Source organism: Brevundimonas sp., from assembly GCF_051858995.1.
Taxonomy (GTDB): domain Bacteria; phylum Pseudomonadota; class Alphaproteobacteria; order Caulobacterales; family Caulobacteraceae; genus Brevundimonas.
On the sequence record NZ_JBHYGN010000008.1, the window covers coordinates 32,385 to 53,665 of the forward strand.

A 21,281-nucleotide genomic window follows, 5' to 3' on the forward strand; every position below is an offset into this window, starting at 1 on the left:
CAGTCTCTATTTGGTATCTGTCACGCTTACAGATCCATGGAGCTCCCCCTCATGCGTCCCTACCTTCGCTACGCCGCCGCCGGCATCGCCTCCCTCGCCCTGCTGACCGGGGGCGCCGTGGTCGCCCAGACGACCCTGACCAAGGTCCCCTCGGAAGTCGCCGCCGGCGCCTACAAGCTGGATTCGGACCACGGCAAGATCACCTGGTCGGTCAGCCACATGGGCTTCTCGACCTACACCGGCCAGTTCGTGAACGTGCAGGCCGAGCTGAGCCTGAACCCGTCGAACCCGTCGGCCTCGACCCTGACCGCGACCATCCCGCTAACCGACGTCATGACGGGCAGCAACGGCCTGGACGGCCACCTGCAGTCGCCGGACTTCTTCGACACCGCCAACCACCCGACGGCGACCTTCGTCTCGCGCTCAGTGACCATCGATGCCGACGACGCTAACGAAGCCACCGTGGTCGGCGACCTGACCCTGCGCGGCGTGACCAAGCCGGTGACCATCGAGGTCGAGTTCAATCAGGCCGGTCCGTCGATGGGCAACACCTACAAGGCCGGCTTCGACGGCGAGGCGACCATCAAGCGGTCGGACTTCGGCATTACCTACGGCATCCCGATGGGCCTCGGTGACGATGTGAAGCTGCACATTGAAGGCGAGTTCACCCTTCAGCCGTAAGGGCGTACAGGGCGCGGGCCTCTTCAGCGGGTCCGCGCCGCTCCCCCAGACCGGTCACCTCCAGATCAATCAGCCGCCCGCCGAGGGCGAAGACCAGCCGGTCGCCGGGATGAACGGTGCGGCTGGGTTTATCGAGGCGCACCTGCTGGCCGTGATGGGTCAGGCGGATGGCGCCCTTCTCGACCAGGGCCGCCGCCAGCGTCCGCGTCTTCGCGAACCGGGCGCGCCACAGCCAGACATCGATACGACAGCCCGTCTCGCTCACCGGGCCTCCTTGCGCCGTCTGGGCCGCTTGCGGCGAACCGGCTCGAGCTTCGGCGCGGTCAGGGCCGAAAGGACGGCGAAGGGCGAGTCCTTCACCGGCTTCGGCGTCCGGTCCGGGCGGTCGGGCTGTTGGGCGCGGGTGGTCCTTAGCCCGGCGGTCAGGACCTTGGCCTCATCCGCCGTCAGATGCAGTTCGCGCAGGTCCCTGTCGGATAGCTTGCCCTCGCCCTTGCCCCGTTTTTCGGACAGGGCTTCCAGCAGCTCCACCGGGGCGGCGAAGCGGCCGACGGCGCGCAGGCCGAAGGCGGAGAGCAGCCGGGCGGGCGGCGGCGGTTCGGGCAGGATGCTGAGACCCGTCGGCTTTGGGCGGAAGGTCTCGCGCGCCATGAAGGCCTGCCCCACCACGCGGGCGCGCTCCTTCAGCAGGGCGGGCTGCCAGACCGAGTGGGCGCCCAGCCGGATGCCGAACTCCTTCAGCGTGCGCCGCTCGGCCTGGGACAGGGCGGCCAGATCCCGTTCGACGTCGCGGCGGTCGATGACGCCGCCCGCCTCGAGCAGCCTGTAGGCCACGCCGCGCGGAAGGCCCTTGAGCGTGCCGTTCTCGATGGCGGTCTTCAGGCGGCGCAGGGGGCGCAGCGCGCGTCCGGCCTCACCCGCCAGCCAGGCCTCGAGCCGCTTGGTCGCCCGCTCGCGAGCGGCCACGGCGCCGAGGTCGCCCAGCAACCGAATGTTTGGCGCGAAGGGTTCGCCGCCGGTGATGACGCCCGCCTGCACCCCGCGCCACAGGACCGACCCGTCCGGGGTGACCGAGAAGGCCTCGTCCGGCTCGGCGGCCAGCTGACCCAGGCGTTTGGCGATCTCGGGCGTCACCGCCTGTCGCGCGGCGTGGCGCAGGGCGCGGTCCTCCAGCGCCGAGGAGCCCTTGTCTATCTGGAAATGGATGCCGGACAGATGGCCGACGGCGTGGCCCTCGACGATGACCTCGCCGGTTTCGGCCTCGACCTCGGCGACGGCGTCGCCCCGCACGTTCAGGGCCTGCATCAGGGCGGTGGTGCGGCGGTCGACGAAGCGGGCCGTCAGTCTTTCGTGCAGGACGTCGCTGAGCCGCTCCTCCAGCGCCTTGGTGCGGTCGCGCCAGTCCTGGGCCTGGTCCAGCCAGTCGGGACGGTTGGCGATGTAGCTGAGGGTGCGCACGCCGCTGAGGCGGGCGGAAAGCTGGTCGATCTGGCCGTCGTCGCGGTCCAGTTCGGCGAAGCGGGGCGCGATCCAGTCCTCGGTCAGGCGACCGCGCCTGCCGGTCAGGGCCTGGAAGATTTCCTTGGCCAGCCGCCCATGCTCGTCCAGCGTGGTCTTCTGGAAGTCCGGCAACTGGCAGGCCTCCCACAGCCGCATGATGGCCCCGCGCGAGCGGCCGATGCGGGCCACTTCCTCGTCCTTGATCAGGCGGCGCAGCAGGGTTTCGTCCAGCGCCGGGGCGGTCAGGGTCAGCCCCCTGACCCCCGGCGTCACCACCAGCGAGCGCAGCAGGTCGTTCAGGGTGTCGAAGTCCAGCCGGGCGTTGCGCCATTCGGCGCTCTCGACCGGATCGAAGCGGTGCTCGACCACCTGTTCGACCAGATCGGGGTCCAGCTCCAGCGCCTCGCCCGTCACCCCGAACGTGCCGTCGCGCAGGTGGCGACCGGCCCGGCCGGCGATCTGGCCGATCTCGGTGGCGTGCAGCCAGCGGGTGCGGCGGCCGTCGAACTTCCGCAGGCCGGCGAAGGCGACATGGTCCACGTCCATGTTCAGCCCCATGCCGATGGCGTCGGTGGCCACAAGGAAGTCGACCTCGCCGGACTGGAACAATTCGACCTGGGCGTTGCGGGTGCGGGGCGACAGGCTGCCCATGACCACCGCGGCGCCGCCGCGCTGACGCCGGATCAGTTCGGCGATGGCGTAGACCTGCTCGGTCGAGAAGGCCACGACGGCGCTGCGTCGGGGCAGGCGGGTCAGCTTCTTGGAGCCCGCATAGGACAGGGTGGACAGGCGGTCGCGCGAGACGATCTCCACATCCTCGACCAGGGCGCGGATCAGCGGCGCCATCGTCCCGGCGCCGAGGAACATGGTCTCCTCGCGGCCTCGCGCGTGCAGCAGGCGCTGGGTGAAGACGTGGCCCCGCTCCGGATCGGCGACCAGCTGGATCTCGTCGATGGCCAGGAACTCGACCGTCCGCTCCAGCGGCATGGCCTCGACCGTGCAGACGAAATAATGCGGCCGGGCGGGGATGATCTTCTCTTCGCCCGTGATCAGGGCCACGGCGGCGGCGCCGCGCCGGGCGACGATCCGGTCATAGATCTCGCGCGCCAGCAGGCGCAGCGGCAGGCCGATCATGCCGGACGCATGGCCCAGCATCCGCTCGACCGCCAGATGGGTCTTGCCGGTGTTCGTGGGGCCCAGGATCGCCGTTACGCGCGACGGGGCCCGGCCTGTGCCGCGGTCACTCATGTCTCTGGGAAGGTGGCGTGTCCGGCGCGGTTCCTCAAGCGGAAGTCTCGTGGACGTGAGCGAGGTAAATGCAAAGCTGCGCTGTGGCGGAACAGGCGCGAAACGAATCAGGACCGAATCAGCGACTCGGCCCGATTCGGGATTTGTTCCCTACAAGATATTGTATCTTAAAGTCGATTAACCACAATCAGAAAGTGACGGTCGATGAGGCGGCGGCGCGCGACCGCGACCGGTGAGTCCGATTTCCCGAAAAGCCCGGCTTCCCCCGCCGCCCGCGACCCGCTAGGTCAGCCCGTGCGTGGCCCCGTAGCTCAGCTGCATAGAGCAAGGCTTTCCTAAAGCCGAGGTCGCAGGTTGGAGTCCTGCCGGGGTCGCCACCGCCCGTTTTTCCTGTCGAAACCACTTAGAACTGGCTCAAAACCAGCTAAAAGTGGCTCAATATGCGAGAGGTTCGCAAGTGCGGCTCCGTGATCCCGACCGTTTTGCGCCAATATCGGTCATTGGCTTGACAGCAGGAACCAGACACTCACGGCTCAGCCCGGCGGAGGTCTGCCTATGGCCCAATGCTGACCTCGCGGCCTAGCAACTTGAGAGCTCGAATGCTCGGGATCAGCCGATGACTTTCGAAGATCACGCCTTTCGGTCAGGAGCTAGCCCTGTCCGGCGTCACAGCCGGGACAGGTCGTTCCGAAACGATGGCCATCACCGGTTCCCAAGCGTAGCGGCAGCAGATGGCGACCAGGAAGACGGCGAAGGCGCGTACCGCGAACACATGGGCCATCTTCACACATGTGACCTTGAAGTTGATCCGGGCACGATCTCGACGGACGCAGATGAACTTGCCGCGGATAAGGGCCGCCTTGCGGTCGGTGCCCGCCCACCGGGACAGGAGATCGACCGCATCCAGTCGCGACGCGATGCCGACCTCGAGGCATCGAAACGCCCATCGCCCGCTCTGAAACAGATAGGCCCCGGCCGCGATGAACAGTATGAGCGTGACCAGGGTTCGAACGAGGTCGCCGTCTCGGCCCAAGGTCGCCGGCGTGACCGCTGCGAGAACAGGTGTCAGTACCCCTGCGATCGCTAGATAGGTGTTCGCGCGGGCTTCCACCGCGCGCCGTCGCTCGAGTTCTGAGGCCGCCAGAAGGCGTGCCTCTTCGATGAGGGTGTCGAGATCGTCCTTGATGGGATCGGTCTCGATTCGATTGAGATCGATCCGAAGCCGCTCGGCGTCCTCGGCTTCGCCGTCCGCTTCGAGGATGGGCCAGAAGAACTCACGCACGTTCATGCTTCGCCGCTCGCCAGATGGTCGACGATCGCCGATGCGATCGGCAGGCCAGTACGGGTCTCGATCCAGGCCCACTGTCCGTTGGGATTGCACTCGAGAAACCAGTAGTCGCCACTTCGGTCTTCGACGAGATCGATCGCGCCATAGGTCAGGCCAAGCTCGGCGACGAGGTCAGTGCATTTGCCGACCACGTCTGGCGGCAAGCTGACTGCTCGGTGCGGCAGATCGCGTGAGGCCCCGCGACGCCAGTCTACGACGGCCTCCGGCTGGTCTTGAGAGTCGATGGCGGCGGCGAAGACGCGGTCGCCCACCACGGTCACGCGGAGGTCCGCCGCTTTGGAAATCTCCCGCTGCAGGATCACCGGCGCGGCGCGAATGCTGCTTGCGTCACGCGCTTCAGCCCGATCCAGCCGCGAGGTGAACATCACCGCTTCCTCGGCACCGTCGAGAAGCGCTTCACGCAGGGGCTTGGCGATGCTGGCACCGCTTTCCACGAAGGCGGCGAGCCGATTGGGATCATTGGTGACCAGGCCGTGGGGGATCTGAAACCCGAGTCGCTGCGCCGCGCGCAGCTGTCGCGGCTTGTCTTCGGCAAGGCCGATGGCGTTGGGCGAGTTCAGCCAGAGCGGGTCGAGCCGGAGGTAAAGGCTCTTCAGCCAAGCCGCCCACTCTGCCTCACAATATGTCCGCTCGGCGGGATTAGCGACCGCAGGGTCGATCTCAGGCGCGCCGGGCCGCCGGAAGTACGCCGCAGTCACATCGGCCCCGCGTACCGCTCCGGTCTCGAACGCGATCGACCAATCTTCGTCCGCTTCCCAACCCATGCAGACCCGCGACGTTGGCAGACGCTCCGTGTTCAGCCTGAACCAAGGGAGACCTCGTCTCCGGAGCTCCAGCACCACGAAATCGGTCGTAAGGTCCCGGGCATTGGTGACCAGGAGGATCAATGGATTGAGCGTGACAGGGCTCGATCAGGATCGTGACGGGGGTCCATTGCGGCGATCCGCGTCGCCACATCATCCCGTTCGACCTGGGCATCTGTCTTCGTGGTGATCTCTAGCAGGGCCGAGGCAGACACGTCGGTGTCGTCGCCCTCGCCGCCGACCTTGGTAAAGGTCGAGGTGCCTAGCATCAGGCCAGCGCCGAGATCCGTATCGTCCGCCTCTGCTTGGACAAATGTGCCCGTGGTGGTGTCGCCGGCACCCTCCAATAGAACTAAAGGGCGCGGCCCTTCTGGCGTATCGACCACCCATAAGTCCATCGCTTCGCAGAAGCGACCTTGGATAGCGGGGGCCTTTGAACGGGGCACAGCGAACCGCGCCAGAAGGGGTTGCACCCGACCGTCGGAACGCATCGTAAGGACCCCACTTCAACCGCAAAGCGACCAGCTCGCTGCAGCCGCATCGGAACCAAAGCGGAACGCGAAGTCAACCGCAAAGCCGCAATCTGGTGCTGCGAGCAAATACGGCGACCTAGCAGCGCCAGAAGCGGAAGTTGGACCGTCTCAAAGCAAACATTTGGGGGGCGATCGGACATACGTAAGCTTCCGACCCATCGCGGATGCCTAATAGGGAAGGGATCACCGGTCGCCGGATCGGTCAGCACGCTGGCGACCACCCGCTCCTTCGAAGTCGATCTCAAACAGCTTGGGATTGCTCAATGATGTCTTTCGCGACCTCAAGAACCTCGTTCGCCACGCGGGGTGTTTCACCGCGCGTCAACTGCAACGCGACAAGCAAAGGCTCCAGATTTGCGGCCGCGTCATGGTCTTCGATGAGCCGATAGACCTCGCCCGCATAGCCTCGCTGAGCTGTGGCCATGGCAGCGGTGACGAGCTCGCCAAGCCATTCCCGCTGCATCATCAAACGGTCAAGCCCTCTTTGGAGACGGCCCAGCGCCGCCCCAAGTTCTCCATGTCCTGCCTCAAGCGGAGCCAAGGCCAGAGCGGCTGGCAGGAAGTCCGGATCGATCTCCAGTGTGGCGCGCAACACGGCCATGTACGCCTCCGGATCATCGGATTTGGTCTTGGCCAAGGCGTGAAGGCAGCGGGGGTCGTCCGGTGCGAGTTCGCTGGCTCTCCGAACCAGCTCTGGCGCCCGCTCAGAATCTAGCAGGGCCAGGCTGGTCAAGGCATTGATCGATTCATCGTCCAGCGCCAACGCGGCGTCGTAGCTTTCAATGGCGGTGCCGGTATCGCCGCGCCGCGCGCAGATCTGCCCATGAAGCAGCAGGCAGCAGATGCACTCCGAGTTTTCCTCGAGGCCTTGTCGAACGACGTCCTCGGCCTCCAGATCTTCACCCTTATGGACCAGCAGATCAGCCAGATCTCTGGATGCGGCGCATAGTCCTGATCTGGAAGGATTCGCGACGACCTCGCGCAGCATCGCCTCGGCTTCAGGTCGCCGCGCCAGTTTTTCGCTGAGAAGGCGCGCGAGGCCCAGTCGCGCCCTGACACTGTCCCCCTCCGCGATCGCGGTTCGATACGCTTGCTCGCCCTCCTCTTCATCCACCGTGGCGAGGATGTCGCCGGCCAGAGCCCACGCTGCGCCCTTATCTGGCACGTTTTGGAGGAGGCTGGAGGCCAACGCCCGCAATGCTTCAGGAGGTGCGCCTTCATCGATCAGGATAAGGCCGAGCTGACCATAAGGGTAAATCTGATCTGCACCCCGTTCGACCGCCTTCTCAAGAGCGCTCCGCGCTTGGACTTCATCGGAAACGACAGAGTGGAGATAGCTCCCCAGATCCGCCCAGGCCTCCCAAGTCTGCGCGGTCTCAGCAGCCGACATCAGTAGCGAGGCCCCCTCGTCTACCCGGTCCGCTGCCAGCATGAGGTCGACCAGCATGGTCAGGGTCGCCCGATTTTCGGCGTTTTCGGCGGCGCCTGTCCTCAAGGCCTCTTCGACCTCGTCATCACGGCCTGCCTCCATGAGGAGCAACGCGTATCGGACCCACAGGAAATCAGGCATTTCGCCGACAGTCCGGGCGTCGCGGTAGATCTGCAGGGCCCCCTCCAGGTCGCCGGCGTCCTGGCGGATATCGGCGAGTTCGGCCGCCGCCATGATCTGGGCCGGGTCAAGCTCCAGAGCTCTGTTCAGCGCAGCTTCCGCATCGGCGTTCTGGTGACCATGTTTCAAGGTCCGACCATAGACGGCCCATGTCCATGCATCCTGCGGCGCAAGCTCGATCGCGCGTCCCGCCGCCGCGATCGCGGCGGCGCTGTTGTCCAGTCGTTGCTCGATCAACGCGGTTCTCAGCCAAGCCTCGCTGTTCTGAGGCCAGCGGCTGGTGAAATCGCGAACAGTGACGAGGGCCTCGTTGAAATCCCCTCGGTCGACCGCCGCCTCAACCCGCTGAATGATGTCCAGGGTTTCGGCGGCGTCGTCGCTCGCCGGCTCATCGTGCCGTACAGCCAGATCCTTGCGGAAGCTCAGGATGAACTCACGTGGCGTGCGCGACAGAATCCGACTCCGAACGTCCTCGTCCTGGATCGACATGATCGCGTCCCAGGTCGAGTGGTGATCACCCCGTCGCGCCGGCTCCAAACCACAGGCTTCCTTGGCGATCATGGCCGTCGTCGAGACCAGTTCGTCCTGGTCATAATACTCGGTCATGAATGAAACGAGGGCTCTGACGCGGCTGGAGGGATGACTACGTCGGCGCATCAGGTAGTAGATGTTGAACAGGCGCTCCGCCGCATAATAGATGGCCGCGCGTCCATCGCCTGCGGCCTTCACGACCGCGCCACGGTCGGCAAGTCTGTTCAGCATGGCCGAGGCGATATTCACGTTCACGCGGGCGGCTTCAGAGATTTGCTTTGCGGACTTTGGATCCCAAGCGTCGAGCAGCGCCGCGAACACCTTTCGCTCGACAGGAGGCAAGGCGTCGAGTTGGCTTTTGAAATACTCAGTATTCTCGTCGATCAACCGGTTCAGGTTCTCCATCAGATCCTGAAGCGATGGCGTTCTCATGAAGTCGGCGAGGATGTGGAGCAGCCGGGGACTGCCTCCTGTGAGAATTTGCAACGGACGTATGCGCTCCCGCCTGACGGGCTGGTGAGTAAGGGCTTCCCACAGAGCGTGGCATTCCGAGATCGTCAGGGGTTGAAGCGGGATTCGGCGGTAGTCGGTGGGCAGCCGGTTCGCCGCACCCCGCTCGTCGTCAAGCGCTTGGACGACGGACGTGGCCAGCACGCCAAACAGCGAGTCGTCGGCGAGGAGTGTCAACAAGGTGTCCCCGTCGTTGCCGATCTGATCGTTGAGTATGATGTGGAAATTCTCGACCACGATCAGAAGGCGTCGCCCCGAACGCGTTGAGAAATCACGCAGGGCGCTGACGGCCGCGGCGATTAGATCGCCCTCGGTTTTCGCCGCGACAGCCAGCTCATATCCTGCTTCCAAGCGGGGCGTGGACGCCTGATCGCGGAGGTGGAACAGGCACTCCAGGAAGAATTCGCCCGGCGTGGTGACGACGTAACTCTCCTCTCCCAGGAAGATCGCGTGCCATGTATCGGCGAACCGCCCGTCGCCACGGCTTTCGGCGAGGACGCGGCGACAAAGGGTTGTCTTTCCCGCGCCCCGCGGCGCGACCACGAGTACCCGTGGCGGAGCCTTCGAGGAGTCTGGCGGAGCCAGCGTCTCCAGCACGGCTTCGAACTCGACCCGGCGAACGATGAAATTGGCTACCGCCTCCTCGTCCGACTGGAAGCCCGGATTGAACTTAAACGCCTTGGTCATCGCCGGCTCCTATGCTGCCGCAGCTAGCATCATAACAAATCTGTTGGCAACGCCCTGCGTGGTCGCTATAGGGTTAATCCTCGTTGCCATCAAATTTGTTGGAAAGGACATGTGATGACGAAGAAGGGTCCAGAAACGCACCACGTCGTGCCGAACCCGGCGGGAGGCTGGGATGTGAAAAGAGGCGGAGCCGAGCGCGCCAGCGGACATTTCGATACGAAACAGCAGGCGGTGGATCGCGGTCGCGAAATCAGTCGAAACCAGGGTACCGAATTCCGCATCCACAACCGCGACGGCCAGATCGCTCGCAGCGACAGTCACGGCGGCGATCCCAACCCGCCAAAGGACAAAGCCTAACTGCACAACGACGACGGTGGCGGCGCGCTGGGGCGTCCCTTCGCTCGGTCGCGGCGGCCGACAAGCCCTGTCTCTCCTTCCTGTTCGGCCCGCCGAGCAATCCCCCAACCCGGCAGCCCGAAGCGGCAAGGAGTTCCGTGAATGACACAGCTGACCTTTTTCCCGCTCGGATGCGGCGACACGACCCTGATCCAGTTCCGCGACGAAACGCGCATGCTGGTGGACTACGCGGACATGCGCTGCGCGACAGACAACAGTGACAAACGCTGCGACCTGCCGAAGCTGCTCAAGGACGATTTGAAGGCGGCGAACCTCGACAGCTATCGCGTCGTTGCCTTCACCCATCTGGACAACGACCACTGCTGCGGCGCACCCGATTATTTCTGGCTGGAGCACGCCGCGAAATACCAGGGCGAGGGCCGGCCCAAGATCGAGACTATGTGGGTGCCGGCCTGCGCCATCACCGAGGACGGGCTCGAAGATGACGCCCGCATCATTCGGCAGGAGGCGCGCCACCGGCTGAAGGCCGGCAAGGGTATCAAGGTCTTCTCGCGTCCCGAACGCCTGAAGGCTTGGCTCGCGGCTAACGACCTCACGATCGAAAGCCGGGTGGATTGCTTCGTCGACGCGGGCCAGGTCGTTCCGGGCTTTACCCTGACCGAGCATCACGTCGAGTTCTTCGCCCATTCGCCACACGCCAAACGCACGGACGATCGCGGGGTCGAGGACCGCAATGGTGATTCCATGGTGTTCCAGGCCCGCTTCGAAGAAGGCGACGCCTTCACCGACGTACTGTTCGCCGCCGACGTCGACCACAAGGTCCTCGCCGAAATTGTCGACATCACCCGTTTCCACAAGCGCGACGAACGCCTGCACTGGAACGTCTATCACCTGCCCCATCACTGCTCGTACTTGTCGATCGGGCCCGACAAGGGTGAGGACAAGACCAAGCCGGTGGATCAGGTGAAGTGGCTGTGCGAACAGGCCGGCGAGCGGGAGGGCTATGTCATCTCGCCGAGCAAGCCGATCCCCACCAAGGGTTCCGACGCCGACAAGGATGTCCAGCCGCCGCACCGGCAGGCCGCCGAATACTACAAGGCCGACGTTCTGGCTGATCGCCGCCACTTCCTGTGCACCATGGAGGAGCCGTCGCACACCAATCCGCAGCCGATCGTGCTGCTGATCACGCGAGACGGGGCGGTCAAGGACACCAGCGGATCGGGCGGGGCGCGCGCCGCCGCGAGCGTGGTGGCGCCGCGTGCCGGGTCCTAACGAAACCGCCCTGTACCAAGCGTTCAGCGAGCGTGTCGATCCCGCCGCCGCTCAAACGAGGGGCGGTCGAGCGCTGATCACTTTGCTGGCCGGCGGACGCTACGGCGCGGCGCGGCTCATCGAGGTCCGCGCGCGCCCGGAGGTGGCGGCCGATCTGATCGTCATCGATCTGGACGTGCCCCTAGGCCAACGTTCCGTCGTCATCGACATTCGCCGCACCGAGCGGATCGCGGTCGCCTGGACGGATGAGCCGAGACCGCCCCAGGTCTATCCTCTGCGCGAGGATTTCCCCGAGGATGTGCCGCACTTCAACCTGGCACCTCGGGGCGAACCTCGCTCGCTGTGCCTGTTCGATCTCGCCCAGGATGAGATTCTTCGCATCCTCACGCCCTACGTCCTGCTCGAACGCACGCGACGGTGGTTGCGCGAGACAGCATACGGCCGGCTTCACGGAGAAGATCAGCCGCTCGATCCCTTGTTCGGCGCCAGCGGCTGGGCGGTCGTCCTACCGGCGAACCCTGCCGCGCCGGTCGTCTTTGGCGTGCGCCAAAGCGAACAGAGCACCTGCCCCGTCATCCTGATGGACGCAGAGCAGGCCAGCCGTCATGGGCTGAGCGAGACCCACAACGGCTTCGCCGTCTTGATGCTGGAGACCGCAGCCCTTCCCCATGGTCGCCTGCGATCGCTGCCGCGGACCATGGCGGAACTGCTGGACGTCTATCGCGAGCTGGGCGCGGACCTGACTCCGGATCTGCGCGCCCGGCTGCAAGGCTGGATGGCTACGCCCAATCTGTTCGAACGGCCCTTTCTCCTGGTCCTGACCACGCCGATTGAACGCACCCCGGGAGTGATCGGGGGAACGGCGCACAAGGCCTTCCTTGGCGGCTCGACGGCTCAAGTCTTGGCCGAAGCGATGGGGGCCGTCCTATGGGGCGGAGACACCCTGGCGCGACCGCTGACACCAGGGCCGATCGATGAGGCCGCTTTGGGCGGGATCATTCTGGGCCCGATGGACATCCATCCGCCCTTCAACCGGGATCTGGCGCAGCAAGCTTCGGGGATCGACAGCGACCCCAAGCGGGCCATCGCCTTAATCGGCGCTGGCGCGCTCGGCTCTCAGGTTGCGCTCACCGCAGCCCGCGCCGGGATTGGGACCTGGACGATCTACGATCCGGACCACCTGCTGCCGCATAATCTGGCGCGTCACGGTCTCAGCCCAGGGGCGGTCGGCGCCACCAAGGCGGAGGCGACGGCCTCGGCTATCAGCCGACTGCTGGACGATACAGGCGCGGCCACGGGCGTCGCCAACGACATTCGTCAGGTTGCAGACGCGCCGCTGCAGCACGCCGATCTCGTGCTGGACGTGTCAGCCTCGGTGCCCGTGGCGCGCTGGCTCGCGCTTGAGAGCGGGCACAACGCCCGAACGGCTTCGGTCTTCTTCAATCCCCGCGGCGACGCGCTTGTCATCCTGCTCGAGGATGCGGGCCGGACGGTTCGGCTCGACCAGTTGGAGATGGCCTACTACTGGACCCTCGTCTCGACGCCGGCCCTGCAACGTCACCTCCGAGCCGGCGTCGGCATTATCCCATCGGGGGGCTGTCGCAATGTCAGCCTGCAGGTGCCGCAGTCTCGCGTGGCCCTGCTCGCGGGACTGTCCGTCCAGCATCTGCTGGAACGCGATCTCCCGCCGGACGCCTCCATCGACATTTGGAGCTTGGACGATGACGGGGTGCGCCGCGTCCAGGGAGACGTGATCGGCTTCCGGGAGCTCGCGATCGGCGATTGGGCGGTCTTCGTCAGCGAGACGGTGATCGACCAGATTGCGGCCGCCCGCGCCCGCGCGGGCGGTCAGGAGACCGGCGGCATCCTGGTCGGATCATGGGACCGGCAGCAGCGGCGCGGCTATGTGGTGGGTCACTACGACGCCCCGCCCGACAGCGTTCGAACCGCCACGGGATTCGTTCGCGGGATGGTCGGCGTCTATCAGACGCTGGAAGAGGTGCAGGACGCCACGGCGTTCAATCTGGACTATGTCGGCGAATGGCATACCCATCCGCCCGGCCATGACAGCCGGCCTAGCGCGGATGACGACCGCCTGTTGCGCTGGATCGGCGGCGTGCTCGCCTTCTCCGACGTTCCGGCTCTAATGGCCATCTGCGGCGAAGATGGCCTTCGCCTCATCGTCGGCCAGACGGAGCAGTCGGCGGTTGCGGGGCGGGAGAGGTGAAGATGAAAGAGCTGAGCTTTTACGAACAGGTGGGCATCCTCCTTCCAGGCGCGGTGCTCCTGTTCGGCTTGGTGCTGTTGGCGCCGGAGCTTCGCACGGCGGTGTCCGCCGAAGGCGCGGTGACCGTGGGCGGTCTGGGCCTCTTCCTCGTCCTCGCCTACGCCCTCGGGCATCTGGTGGCCGCAGTCGGCAATCTGTTGGAGGGCGCCCTATGGCGGCTGGCCGGCGGAATGCCGGCGTCCTGGGTTCGAGACCCCAAGCGCGCCCGGCTGCTCACCGCCGACCAACACCAAGCGCTCTTGTCCAAGGTCAAAAAGCGATCCGGCGCCGCGGTGACCGCGATCCGGGGCCTGCCGCGCGCGGAATGGCGGGGCCTGTTCTCCGGGATCTACCGTGACGTCCTGTCCCACGACCCCTCGGGTCGGCTTGAGATCATGCTCGGCAGCTACGGGCTGAACCGGGGGTTGGCGGCCGCCTGTCTGATCTTGCTGGCGACGACACTCGTGCGCCAACCGCCCCAGTGGCGCTGGTATGCCGTCGGCTTGGCCTTCGCCATGGCGGGGTACGGTTTTCGGATGGTCCGGTTCGCTCTCTACTGGGCGCGAGAGGTCTACGCCGCCTATCTCGCCCTGCCTGATACACCCATCGCGATTTCCGCGAAGCATGTCGCGAAAGCAGAATAGACCGGTTCCCGTGGCCCTCCGGGTCCACGACACTTGCTCACCCGATCATTGAGGTACCGCTCGGTCCGATTCGAGCCCCGCGACTGCGCCTTCTCCTGTTGTTCAAGGTTCTTCCCGGAAGCAGCCTCCGTCAACCACCGCTTTGAGTTAGTTGCCGCCGCTCGGCGCGTTTCGACCTCGCAGGAGATCGCCGATGCCTCGGCCTCCTAGCCTGCAGGTAGCGATCACTCGATCATCGTTGACGACGCGACCGTTGCGGCCGCGGGTCGCGGTGCATTGGACCCGCCGTCCGCTGGCGACCTGGACGAGAGCGTTGCGAGCGCGCCGCCCCCCTGCCTCATGAAGTTCGAGGGCATCGAAATCTGCCAGGCGCACTTCGATCCATTCTTGCGGGCTGGAGGTCACCTCAACGCAGAGGCTGTCGCCATCACCCCCATAGCGCACGATTCCGCTGAAGATCTGACCTGGCCGAGATGGCAGTCGGCCTTCGCAAGGATCCGCATGCGCGGTCGTGGGTATGGCGAAGGCGGCGCCAGCGAACAGGATTGCGGGGAGCCTACTCACCGGTCGTTCCTTGCGTCGCAATGGCGGTCGCGTTCTGGCTCGCGGAGTTGATGCCCGCGATGATTGGATCGATCCACATGAGCGGCGAAAGCGCGATCACGAAGCAAATCGCCTGAACGATGTAGCCTCCGTGTCCGTACGTTCGATGCCCTTTGGTTTCTCGCCATTCCATGATGATCGCCTGCGGAGCAAACAGCGAATAGCCAGCCAGCACGCAGACGAGAAATCCGCTGACCACGAATGCGAGCGCAGAATCGAGGGTCACGTGTATGAACCAAATGGCAGCCAGAACGACCCACATCTGGACGACCCGACAGAAGAAATCGCAGAGCTCCTTCAGCAGCTTGTAGTTGGCGCGGACGGCTGTCCAACGAACGGCTTTGGCTTCGGGCGTTTCGATCATGGCCGATGATAGGGCCAAGCTTCGTTATCGAACCGTTGGGGCCATCTGCATTCGCCCAATCCGGTGGGGCAATCTCCGCGCGTTAGCCGAAGCACGCGCTATGAGTATTTATATACTATAGTATATAATTTACTTCGCAGCGCACCAGAGACGCGAATCTGTATCAAAAATTACTTAGATACATAAGCGACAATCTGCGAAAATCTCTCTGAAAGCTAGTGAGTCCCTGATCGCCGATTCAGGCGAAGGGGAGCTTGTCTCCTAGCGAAAGAGGGAGGATCGCGCCGATGAGACCGCCTTGAAAATATAAAAATATCTGACGCTTAGCGCCAGAAACAACTCGAGCCCCAGGCTGGCCCGAGGCTCGGTTTGGAGGACTGTCCGGTACCAATCGTTGTCGAGACGATGGCCAGATGATCCCCCTCACCGACTCGGAAGTCAACCGCGTTTTTAGAGACGCGGAGCGTGAGCGCTCAACCCGAAGCGAACTTTCTTCAGATCAGAGGAGATCAAGATGGATCATCTCCATCAAGCCTTCCGCTTGGCCGCTTTCCCGTCGATCACGGCATTGGACGCGGCTGTACGAGCCCCCGCGCACGAAGCAGACGACCCGTTGTCTTGGGAAAGTCTGTCTGCGACAGCCACCTTGGTGCTGACGCCCTCGGGCGGACCCATCCGGACGATCGTCACCGGCCGACGGCTGACGACGACGGGCGCGTACGCCAGCCGCAAGGCTGGGCGGGCGCTGCCGTATGAAAGCATGAACGAACGCGCGTTCTTCATGCATTCCGAGGTCGATACGGACGTCGTGGACTATCGTGCCCAACCGTTCCGCTTCGAGTTCATCCTAGACGGTCAGAAGCGAACCTACATCGTCGACTGCATTAGGCTGCTGGCGGGCGGTGAGGTCGAGGTCGTCGAGATCAAGAATGATCGTCGCGCGCTGAAAGACCCTGACTACCGACTCAAGCTCGAAGCGGTCCGCTTGATCTGCCATCGCATCGGATGGCGTTTCAGGGTGGTCTTCAAGCCCGCCCTGTTCGAACCGGAAGAAACCTACCGGTCGATCGTCGACATCCAGTCCTGGGCGTTCACGGAAGTCACCTCCGCGGATGTCTTCGGGGTCGTCGATCAACTCGACCGTCACGGCGCGATGGCGCTCGGTCGATTGGCGGAGCACCTGGGCGAACGAAGCCTGGGCGTCGCCAAGCTGAAAGCCATGATGGTCGGCCGCATTGTGCGGCTCGACCTCGCTTCGCCTCTCAACAACGAAACCCGTGTGGAGCTGGTCGACGACCAGCCGGAGGTCCTTCAATGAGCGACATCCAACTGAACATCGGCGATCTCTGGGAGATCGCCGGCGAGCGCCACTTTCTTGATCAGCTAATGGGTAGCGGCTTCCTGCTGTTCAGGTCCGAACGCACAGGCGCGCCGTTCCAGATCCCGCTCGACAACGGGGAGCATGTTTCTCCGACGCTGGACTGGCTCAAGGCGCAGTTCGCGCAAGGCGCTGTTCGTCGTCTGGATCGAGGCGGCGCACCATCCCGCGCCCAACGGATCGCTGCCGAACGTGATGATGATTTCGACACGATCCAGGCACGAGACCCGAAAGCGCTCGTACGCCAGGTCGTGCTGAAGTCGCTGGACAGGATGGGGAATGTCTCCCGAAGCGATCAGGGGCTCCGAAAGGCGCTGGGTATGATCTGGGAGGCGAAGCCGCGCCATCTAGCCGGTGTGAAGCCGCCTTCCCCTTCGACGGTGCGGCGCTGGCTCAAACTCCGCGGCGACGTGGGAGAGCGCGTCCTCAAAATCATGGTCTCGATGTCGGGGAGGGTGCCCCGCCGCAAACGACTGCCGCTATCGGTTTGGCGTCGGATGCACGAGGAAGCCATGAGCTTCTGGGCGGATCACAAGAAGACGGTCGGGGACGCGTACGACGATCTTTGCGAATACCTGGCTGGCCTGAACGCCTGGCTCAAATCGCGGCGCTGGCGGTGCGTTCCCATCCCCTCCAAAGAAACGTTCCGGCAGCATGTCCGGGCGACTGAGAGCTATGAAACGGTCGCCGCCAAATACGGAAAGAAGGAAGCCGATCAGCGCTTCAAGGCCTGTAGGCCGGGTTTGGTCTCGCATCGCCCGTTGCTCCTGGCGGCGATGGATCACACCCGGGCCGACTATTTCGTGGCCCTGAATGTCGGCGGCTGGCGGCTCTTGGGGCGGCCATGGCTGACGATCCTGATCGACATCCATTCCCGCTGCATCGTCGGCTGGGTCCTGACCTTCGAGCCGCCATCCCTGTATTCGGTGACCGAATGCATCAAGCGCGCCAACCGGCCCAAACCGTATATGCGCGATCGGTTCCCTGACTGTCCGGAGTTGGCCGACATCTTCGGGAAATTCGACGAAATCGTGGTCGACAACGGGTGGGAGTTCACCGGAACCTCGTTTGAATCCGCGATGACGAACATCGGCACCAGCGTCCGCTGGGCTCCTATCCGTTCCCCGACCTACAAGGCCGTCGTGGAGCGGTTCTTCGGAACCCTGAACACCCTTCTTCACCGCAAGCTGCCCGGCGGCACGTTCTCGATCGACCAACTGAGGGCGTGGGAGCTGGATCCGCGCAGGGATGCAGTGCTCACCCTGGAGCAAGCTGAGGAACTGCTGATCTCCGCGATCGGCGTCTATCACCAGCAACTGCACACGACCCTCGGCGACGCACCTGTGCACGCGTGGTCGCGAGGTGTCCGGGAGCGGGGCGTCCAAATTATCGGAGACGATCGCCAACTCGATAAAATGGTCGGCGCGCACGAAGAGCGGACCCTCACGCGATCGGGGGTGTCCCTGTTCGGAATCCAATACCACGATCCCGCGATCACGGGCCCGCTGCTTGAACAACTGGCCAGCAGAGAACCTGTCCACGGACGTCGGAAGGGGTCGGCCGGGGCCAAGGTGAAGGTGAAGTACAATCCCGCCAACCTTGGGGAGGTGCACATCTGGAACCACAGGCGGGGTGTCTTCGAGACGATGCCCAGCATCGATCCCGACTATGCTCAAGGGCTGTCCAAATGGCGGCACGAACGCCTTCAGGAATGGGGGCGCGAGGATGCGGACAAGTCGGCCGAAGCGCGGCGCAAGCGTCGTCTGGAACTAAGGCGCGAGATCGAGAAGCTCACGCCTGATCGAGTTCTGACTCGGAACAAGCGAACCCAGGCGCGCCTGTTGTCATCGCCGCGCGTCGAAGCGCTCGCCGGCGACCATATCCGCATCGCCTACGCAGAGCCGCGACATGATGGGATGGCTCCCGTCATCCCGACGGCGTTGTTGGCTCCCGAGCGCACCGACGGCCATGCCAAGCCGGTGCGCCCCCGCAGGGGGAAAACGGCCGGGAGGCCGAGCCGGCCCAAGGCTCAACCGTCCAAGCCGCCGACTGCGGTCGAATGGCCTGCCGTCAAGGACGACGACACCCAGTGGGAGGAGTTCCAATGAGCACCGATCACACCCAAAGCCGGGGAGACCTGAACGATTTGGTCGCCGAGAAGATCGCGCGGTTCAAATCGGTCTTCGTGCCCTATCCAAAACACGTCGAGTTCCACGATCGCTGCGACTACCTGCAGAGGCTTGGCCGGAAGACCGTCGGCCAACCGCAGATGGGTTTGCGCGCTATCGCTCCGTCCGGCTCCGGCAAGAGTATGGCCGCCGAAGCCTATATGGCCTTGGTCGAGCGAAATCGACCCAGGACGGCCACCTTCATTCCCATCGTGAAGATCAACCTGGAGCGCGCCTCGACCTCGAAGAAGCTCATGACTTCCATCTTGGACTTCTTCGGCGATCCGCACTCGTCACACGGCAACGAACTCGTCCTCAAGCGTCGCGTGCTGGCCTGCTTCCAGCGCTTTGGAACGGAGTTGCTGATCGTCGATGAGGTGCAGCATCTGAACTATCGAAGCGGGCCGACGAGCGATGTCACGGACACCTTAAAGGGCATGCTGGACGCCGGTGTCGTCCCAATGGTCTTTTTGGGCACGGAGGACGCGGAAGGGATGTTCAAGAGGAACCTCCAGCTCAATGGGCGGCTGCTCGCTCCCTGCGATCTGAATCCGCTGAGCGCGAGAGACCCGCGCGATCAGGAACTGTTCTCCCGCTTCGTTGTGAAGCTGGAGCGCATCGTGGTCGAAACGGATGTTCTTCCGGAGCTTTCCAACCTTGGGGAAGCGGGCCTCATCCCCCCCTTGTTCGAGATATCGAGCGGAATGGTGGGACGGGTCGCGCGCCTGTTTCAGATCGCGCTCGAACTGCCGATCCGGCATGGAGGGCATCGCCTGGAGCCGAGCGATCTCTCCTGGGCGGCCGATCGTTGGGCTGTCGAGCACAACTTCGTCGGCCGCAACCCGATCGCGAGGATGCTGAATGGCTGATGGAATGGTCGTGCCGCCCATGGCGACGCGATCGGGGGCGGGGAAGGGCTTGCTCTTCCCCGTCACGCCCCAGCCGGACGAAACTCTGCTGGGTTACATCGTGCGCTGTTTGGAAGAGAACCACTTGGGAAAGCCAAGCGCGTTCCTGAGCCAAATCGACGTCAATATGGGCATCAAAGGAGACTACCTCTCCCGGCTCAGCGAGAACCTGGACAAGGTCGCTTCCCTTTTCGGTGTGGAGATGGAGGTTCTCGCCCGCCTATGGGGAAGCGAGCCTCTCACCGAGAGCGGCAAGCGCCGGCTGGGAGGGGTCCATCTGCGACCCTATCTCGTCTACCAGGCCCGCCGTCGATTTCCGCCGAGCCTGCCTCTGGATCGCTCTGACAGGTCGACTTGGATGGTGCGCCATCTGAACTTCTGTCCGGATAGCTGGGAGCTTTTGGTCGATCGCTGCCCCTTGAAGGAGTGCTCCAGGCCGCTGACTTGGCCGGGCGCGAAAAGTCTTCACCATTGCGCATACTGCGGCTGGCCTCTTTCGGGCTGGCGGACCCGCAAAGTGGCTCGATCGGATCGCCCGTCGCTCACCTGGGTTCTTCAGCTGTTCAGCGAAGACGAGAAAGTGCGCGAGCGCGCCCTCAGTGAGATCCCGACCTTTTTCGAGATCAACTCCGCGACCGACGCCTACGAGATGGCGTTAGTCTTCGGACATGCTTGTCAGCTGGAGCGGTCAGGCGGAAACTTCAACCCCGATTGGCAGGCCAGCGATCTCGCGGCCGGCGTTCGCATGTTGTTGGAGTATCCCCGATCAATCTGGGATCTCTATCGGGGCATGGAACGTCGCGTTCAGCCGGCCCTTCTCGGCGATCTCATGAGGATTGGACGAGATCACGGTGAGCCGATCGTGAACGTAAACATCCGGCGTCTGATCACACACCATCGAACGACAGCCCAGTTGGGCCGCGGGAGCTTTGTGTGCAAAGCGGACCAAATGAATGCGGCGGGCGTCGGCCGGGTAACCGGTTTGAGCCTGGAGAGGGTCCGCAAACTCGCCGAGGCGGGATTGCTCCAACCCGTCCAACCGACCACTTGCCAGACCAAAGAAATGTATCACCGCGATAGGGTGGGAGCTCTCCGAGCATCTCTTAGAGCTTCAATGCCTTGGGAGCAGTTTGTCGCCGCGACGAGACTTCCTGCGATCGCCATTGAGCAACTGCTTGCGCTCGGATGGCTGTCGCACGATTCCGATCCGGTTGTTCGCCTGGCTTATGGGTCCAGATCCCTAAGGCGAGACGAAGCAGAGGCCTTCGTGAAGGCGCTCGAGACTCTGCCGGTGAATGAGCTAGCTGGCTACGCGCCGCTATCTGCGATCTTTCGAGGCGTGGGTGGGCGAGACAAGCCTTGGGCGCCGGTTCTGACGCTAGGCCTGAAAGGTTCGCTGCCTGGAGGATTGAGATGGATCGACGCCGGTAACAGGTCGCAGCTCGCAATGGACGAACGGGTGGCCCGCGCCCTCATTATGGGAGGACCCGAAAGCAGATCGCCCTATCGTTTCGAACGGCGTCAGTACGGCGATCAGGGTCGCGATTGGTTCGAACCCCACGAAGTGGAGACCTATCTCAACTGCACGGCGCAGGACGTGTCCTGGCTGCGCCAGCGGGACTACCTCAAGCCGGAACCCCGAACCGAACGCACTCGCTATCTGAGGGATGCCGTTGAAGCCTTGGGGCGCCGGTTCATGAGTTCGCGCGAGGCCGCCGCTCGCCTGGGGGCTCTCCCGAAAGATCTCTGGCTCCTTCTAGAAGCGTATGGAGACGTCCCATCGATTGGACAGGGCTTTCACGACCGCGCTTCGCTTGAGCGCCTGCTTCGCCTTGAAGCGCTCAACCCCACGTGGTGGAGCTAGATGGCTG

General features: G+C 64.1%; 16 protein-coding genes and 1 tRNA gene. 10 read left to right on the plus strand and 7 right to left on the minus strand.

The window, feature by feature from the left end; translation table 11 throughout:
- Positions 1-51 precede the first annotated feature (51 nt).
- Entirely contained in the window at positions 52-681 is a 630-nt protein-coding gene (locus tag ACTIEF_RS07735; RefSeq protein ID WP_439471553.1) for a YceI family protein, read from the plus strand.
- Here the strand turns inward: ACTIEF_RS07735 and ACTIEF_RS07740 are convergent.
- Both ACTIEF_RS07740 and ACTIEF_RS07745 read right to left on the minus strand, forming a co-directional pair.
- A complete protein-coding gene (locus ACTIEF_RS07740; RefSeq protein WP_439471554.1) occupies positions 665-946 on the minus strand; it encodes an RNA-binding S4 domain-containing protein in 282 nt (93 codons plus the stop codon). The two genes, ACTIEF_RS07735 and ACTIEF_RS07740, sit on opposite strands and share 17 nt — an antisense overlap.
- Complete coding sequence (locus tag ACTIEF_RS07745; protein WP_439471555.1) at positions 943-3,429, minus strand: helicase-related protein; 2,487 nt, start codon at positions 3,427-3,429, stop codon at positions 943-945. The genes ACTIEF_RS07740 and ACTIEF_RS07745 overlap by 4 nt, the downstream gene beginning before the upstream one ends.
- Positions 3,430-3,729: 300 nt before the next feature.
- On the opposite strand from ACTIEF_RS07745, the gene ACTIEF_RS07750 reads away from it, so the two are divergent.
- A tRNA-Arg gene (locus ACTIEF_RS07750) sits at positions 3,730-3,806 on the plus strand.
- 266 nt (positions 3,807-4,072) lie between these two features.
- On the opposite strand, the gene ACTIEF_RS07755 is transcribed toward ACTIEF_RS07750, so the two are convergent.
- The 4 genes from ACTIEF_RS07755 to ACTIEF_RS07770 all read right to left on the minus strand — a co-directional run bounded on the left by ACTIEF_RS07755 (position 4,073) and on the right by ACTIEF_RS07770 (position 9,450).
- Positions 4,073-4,711, minus strand: a complete 639-nt coding sequence (locus ACTIEF_RS07755; protein WP_439471556.1) for a hypothetical protein — start codon at positions 4,709-4,711, stop codon at positions 4,073-4,075.
- Positions 4,712-4,713: 2 nt separating this feature from the next.
- The gene (locus ACTIEF_RS07760) at positions 4,714-5,664 is read right to left on the minus strand and encodes a hypothetical protein (RefSeq protein ID WP_439471557.1); all 951 of its coding nucleotides are present in this window, start codon (positions 5,662-5,664) and stop codon (positions 4,714-4,716) included.
- Complete coding sequence (locus ACTIEF_RS07765; protein WP_439471558.1) at positions 5,661-6,071, minus strand: hypothetical protein; 411 nt, start codon at positions 6,069-6,071, stop codon at positions 5,661-5,663. The genes ACTIEF_RS07760 and ACTIEF_RS07765 overlap by 4 nt, the downstream gene beginning before the upstream one ends.
- 283 nt (positions 6,072-6,354) lie before the next feature.
- The gene (locus ACTIEF_RS07770) at positions 6,355-9,450 is read right to left on the minus strand and encodes an AAA family ATPase (protein ID WP_439471559.1); all 3,096 of its coding nucleotides are present in this window, start codon (positions 9,448-9,450) and stop codon (positions 6,355-6,357) included.
- Positions 9,451-9,564: 114 nt separating this feature from the next.
- On the opposite strand from ACTIEF_RS07770, the gene ACTIEF_RS07775 reads away from it, so the two are divergent.
- The 4 genes from ACTIEF_RS07775 (at position 9,565) to ACTIEF_RS07790 (ending at position 13,989) form a co-directional block, all read left to right on the plus strand.
- Positions 9,565-9,807 carry a DUF2188 domain-containing protein gene (locus ACTIEF_RS07775; protein ID WP_439471560.1) on the plus strand — a complete coding sequence of 81 codons (243 nt, stop codon included), beginning with the start codon at positions 9,565-9,567 and terminating at the stop codon, positions 9,805-9,807.
- Positions 9,808-9,948: 141 nt separating this feature from the next.
- Positions 9,949-11,079 (plus strand): hypothetical protein, encoded by a 1,131-nt coding sequence (locus ACTIEF_RS07780; protein WP_439471561.1) that lies wholly within the window; start codon positions 9,949-9,951, stop codon positions 11,077-11,079.
- Positions 11,066-13,306 carry a ThiF family adenylyltransferase gene (locus tag ACTIEF_RS07785; RefSeq protein WP_439471562.1) on the plus strand — a complete coding sequence of 747 codons (2,241 nt, stop codon included), beginning with the start codon at positions 11,066-11,068 and terminating at the stop codon, positions 13,304-13,306. The genes ACTIEF_RS07780 and ACTIEF_RS07785 overlap by 14 nt, the downstream gene beginning before the upstream one ends.
- A 2-nt stretch (positions 13,307-13,308) precedes the next feature.
- A complete protein-coding gene (locus tag ACTIEF_RS07790; protein ID WP_439471563.1) occupies positions 13,309-13,989 on the plus strand; it encodes a hypothetical protein in 681 nt (226 codons plus the stop codon).
- 556 nt (positions 13,990-14,545) lie between these two features.
- Here the strand turns inward: ACTIEF_RS07790 and ACTIEF_RS07795 are convergent.
- On the minus strand, positions 14,546-14,956 hold the full coding sequence (locus tag ACTIEF_RS07795; RefSeq protein WP_439471564.1) for a hypothetical protein: 411 nt from the start codon (positions 14,954-14,956) through the stop codon (positions 14,546-14,548).
- A 514-nt stretch (positions 14,957-15,470) separates the two neighbouring features.
- Here ACTIEF_RS07795 and ACTIEF_RS07800 point away from each other — a divergent pair.
- Genes ACTIEF_RS07800 through ACTIEF_RS07815 form a run of 4 tightly spaced genes read left to right on the plus strand, consistent with a single transcriptional unit; the run spans position 15,471 to position 21,274 of the window.
- On the plus strand, positions 15,471-16,274 hold the full coding sequence (locus ACTIEF_RS07800) for a TnsA endonuclease N-terminal domain-containing protein (RefSeq protein WP_439471565.1): 804 nt from the start codon (positions 15,471-15,473) through the stop codon (positions 16,272-16,274).
- Positions 16,271-18,442 carry a Mu transposase C-terminal domain-containing protein gene (locus ACTIEF_RS07805; RefSeq protein WP_439471566.1) on the plus strand — a complete coding sequence of 724 codons (2,172 nt, stop codon included), beginning with the start codon at positions 16,271-16,273 and terminating at the stop codon, positions 18,440-18,442. The genes ACTIEF_RS07800 and ACTIEF_RS07805 overlap by 4 nt, the downstream gene beginning before the upstream one ends.
- Complete coding sequence (locus ACTIEF_RS07810) at positions 18,439-19,371, plus strand: TniB family NTP-binding protein (RefSeq protein ID WP_439471567.1); 933 nt, start codon at positions 18,439-18,441, stop codon at positions 19,369-19,371. Before ACTIEF_RS07805 ends, ACTIEF_RS07810 begins: the two co-directional genes overlap by 4 nt.
- Entirely contained in the window at positions 19,364-21,274 is a 1,911-nt protein-coding gene (locus ACTIEF_RS07815) for a hypothetical protein (protein WP_439471568.1), read from the plus strand. The genes ACTIEF_RS07810 and ACTIEF_RS07815 overlap by 8 nt, the downstream gene beginning before the upstream one ends.
- Positions 21,275-21,281: the final 7 nt, after the last annotated feature.

Excerpts from the sequence above, each read along its gene's own strand:
- ACTIEF_RS07735 (WP_439471553.1), top strand. The coding sequence starts at position 52 with ATGCGTCCCTACCTTCGCTACGCCGCCGCCGGCATCGCCTCCCTCGCC.
- ACTIEF_RS07745 (WP_439471555.1), bottom strand. The coding sequence starts at position 3,429 with ATGAGTGACCGCGGCACAGGCCGGGCCCCGTCGCGCGTAACGGCGATC.
- ACTIEF_RS07765 (WP_439471558.1), bottom strand. The coding sequence starts at position 6,071 with ATGCGTTCCGACGGTCGGGTGCAACCCCTTCTGGCGCGGTTCGCTGTG.
- ACTIEF_RS07770 (WP_439471559.1), bottom strand. The coding sequence starts at position 9,450 with ATGACCAAGGCGTTTAAGTTCAATCCGGGCTTCCAGTCGGACGAGGAG.
- ACTIEF_RS07775 (WP_439471560.1), top strand. The coding sequence starts at position 9,565 with ATGACGAAGAAGGGTCCAGAAACGCACCACGTCGTGCCGAACCCGGCG.
- ACTIEF_RS07780 (WP_439471561.1), top strand. The coding sequence starts at position 9,949 with ATGACACAGCTGACCTTTTTCCCGCTCGGATGCGGCGACACGACCCTG.
- ACTIEF_RS07790 (WP_439471563.1), top strand. The coding sequence starts at position 13,309 with ATGAAAGAGCTGAGCTTTTACGAACAGGTGGGCATCCTCCTTCCAGGC.
- ACTIEF_RS07795 (WP_439471564.1), bottom strand. The coding sequence starts at position 14,956 with ATGATCGAAACGCCCGAAGCCAAAGCCGTTCGTTGGACAGCCGTCCGC.
- ACTIEF_RS07800 (WP_439471565.1), top strand. The coding sequence starts at position 15,471 with ATGGATCATCTCCATCAAGCCTTCCGCTTGGCCGCTTTCCCGTCGATC.
- ACTIEF_RS07805 (WP_439471566.1), top strand. The coding sequence starts at position 16,271 with ATGAGCGACATCCAACTGAACATCGGCGATCTCTGGGAGATCGCCGGC.
- ACTIEF_RS07810 (WP_439471567.1), top strand. The coding sequence starts at position 18,439 with ATGAGCACCGATCACACCCAAAGCCGGGGAGACCTGAACGATTTGGTC.
- ACTIEF_RS07815 (WP_439471568.1), top strand. The coding sequence starts at position 19,364 with ATGGCTGATGGAATGGTCGTGCCGCCCATGGCGACGCGATCGGGGGCG.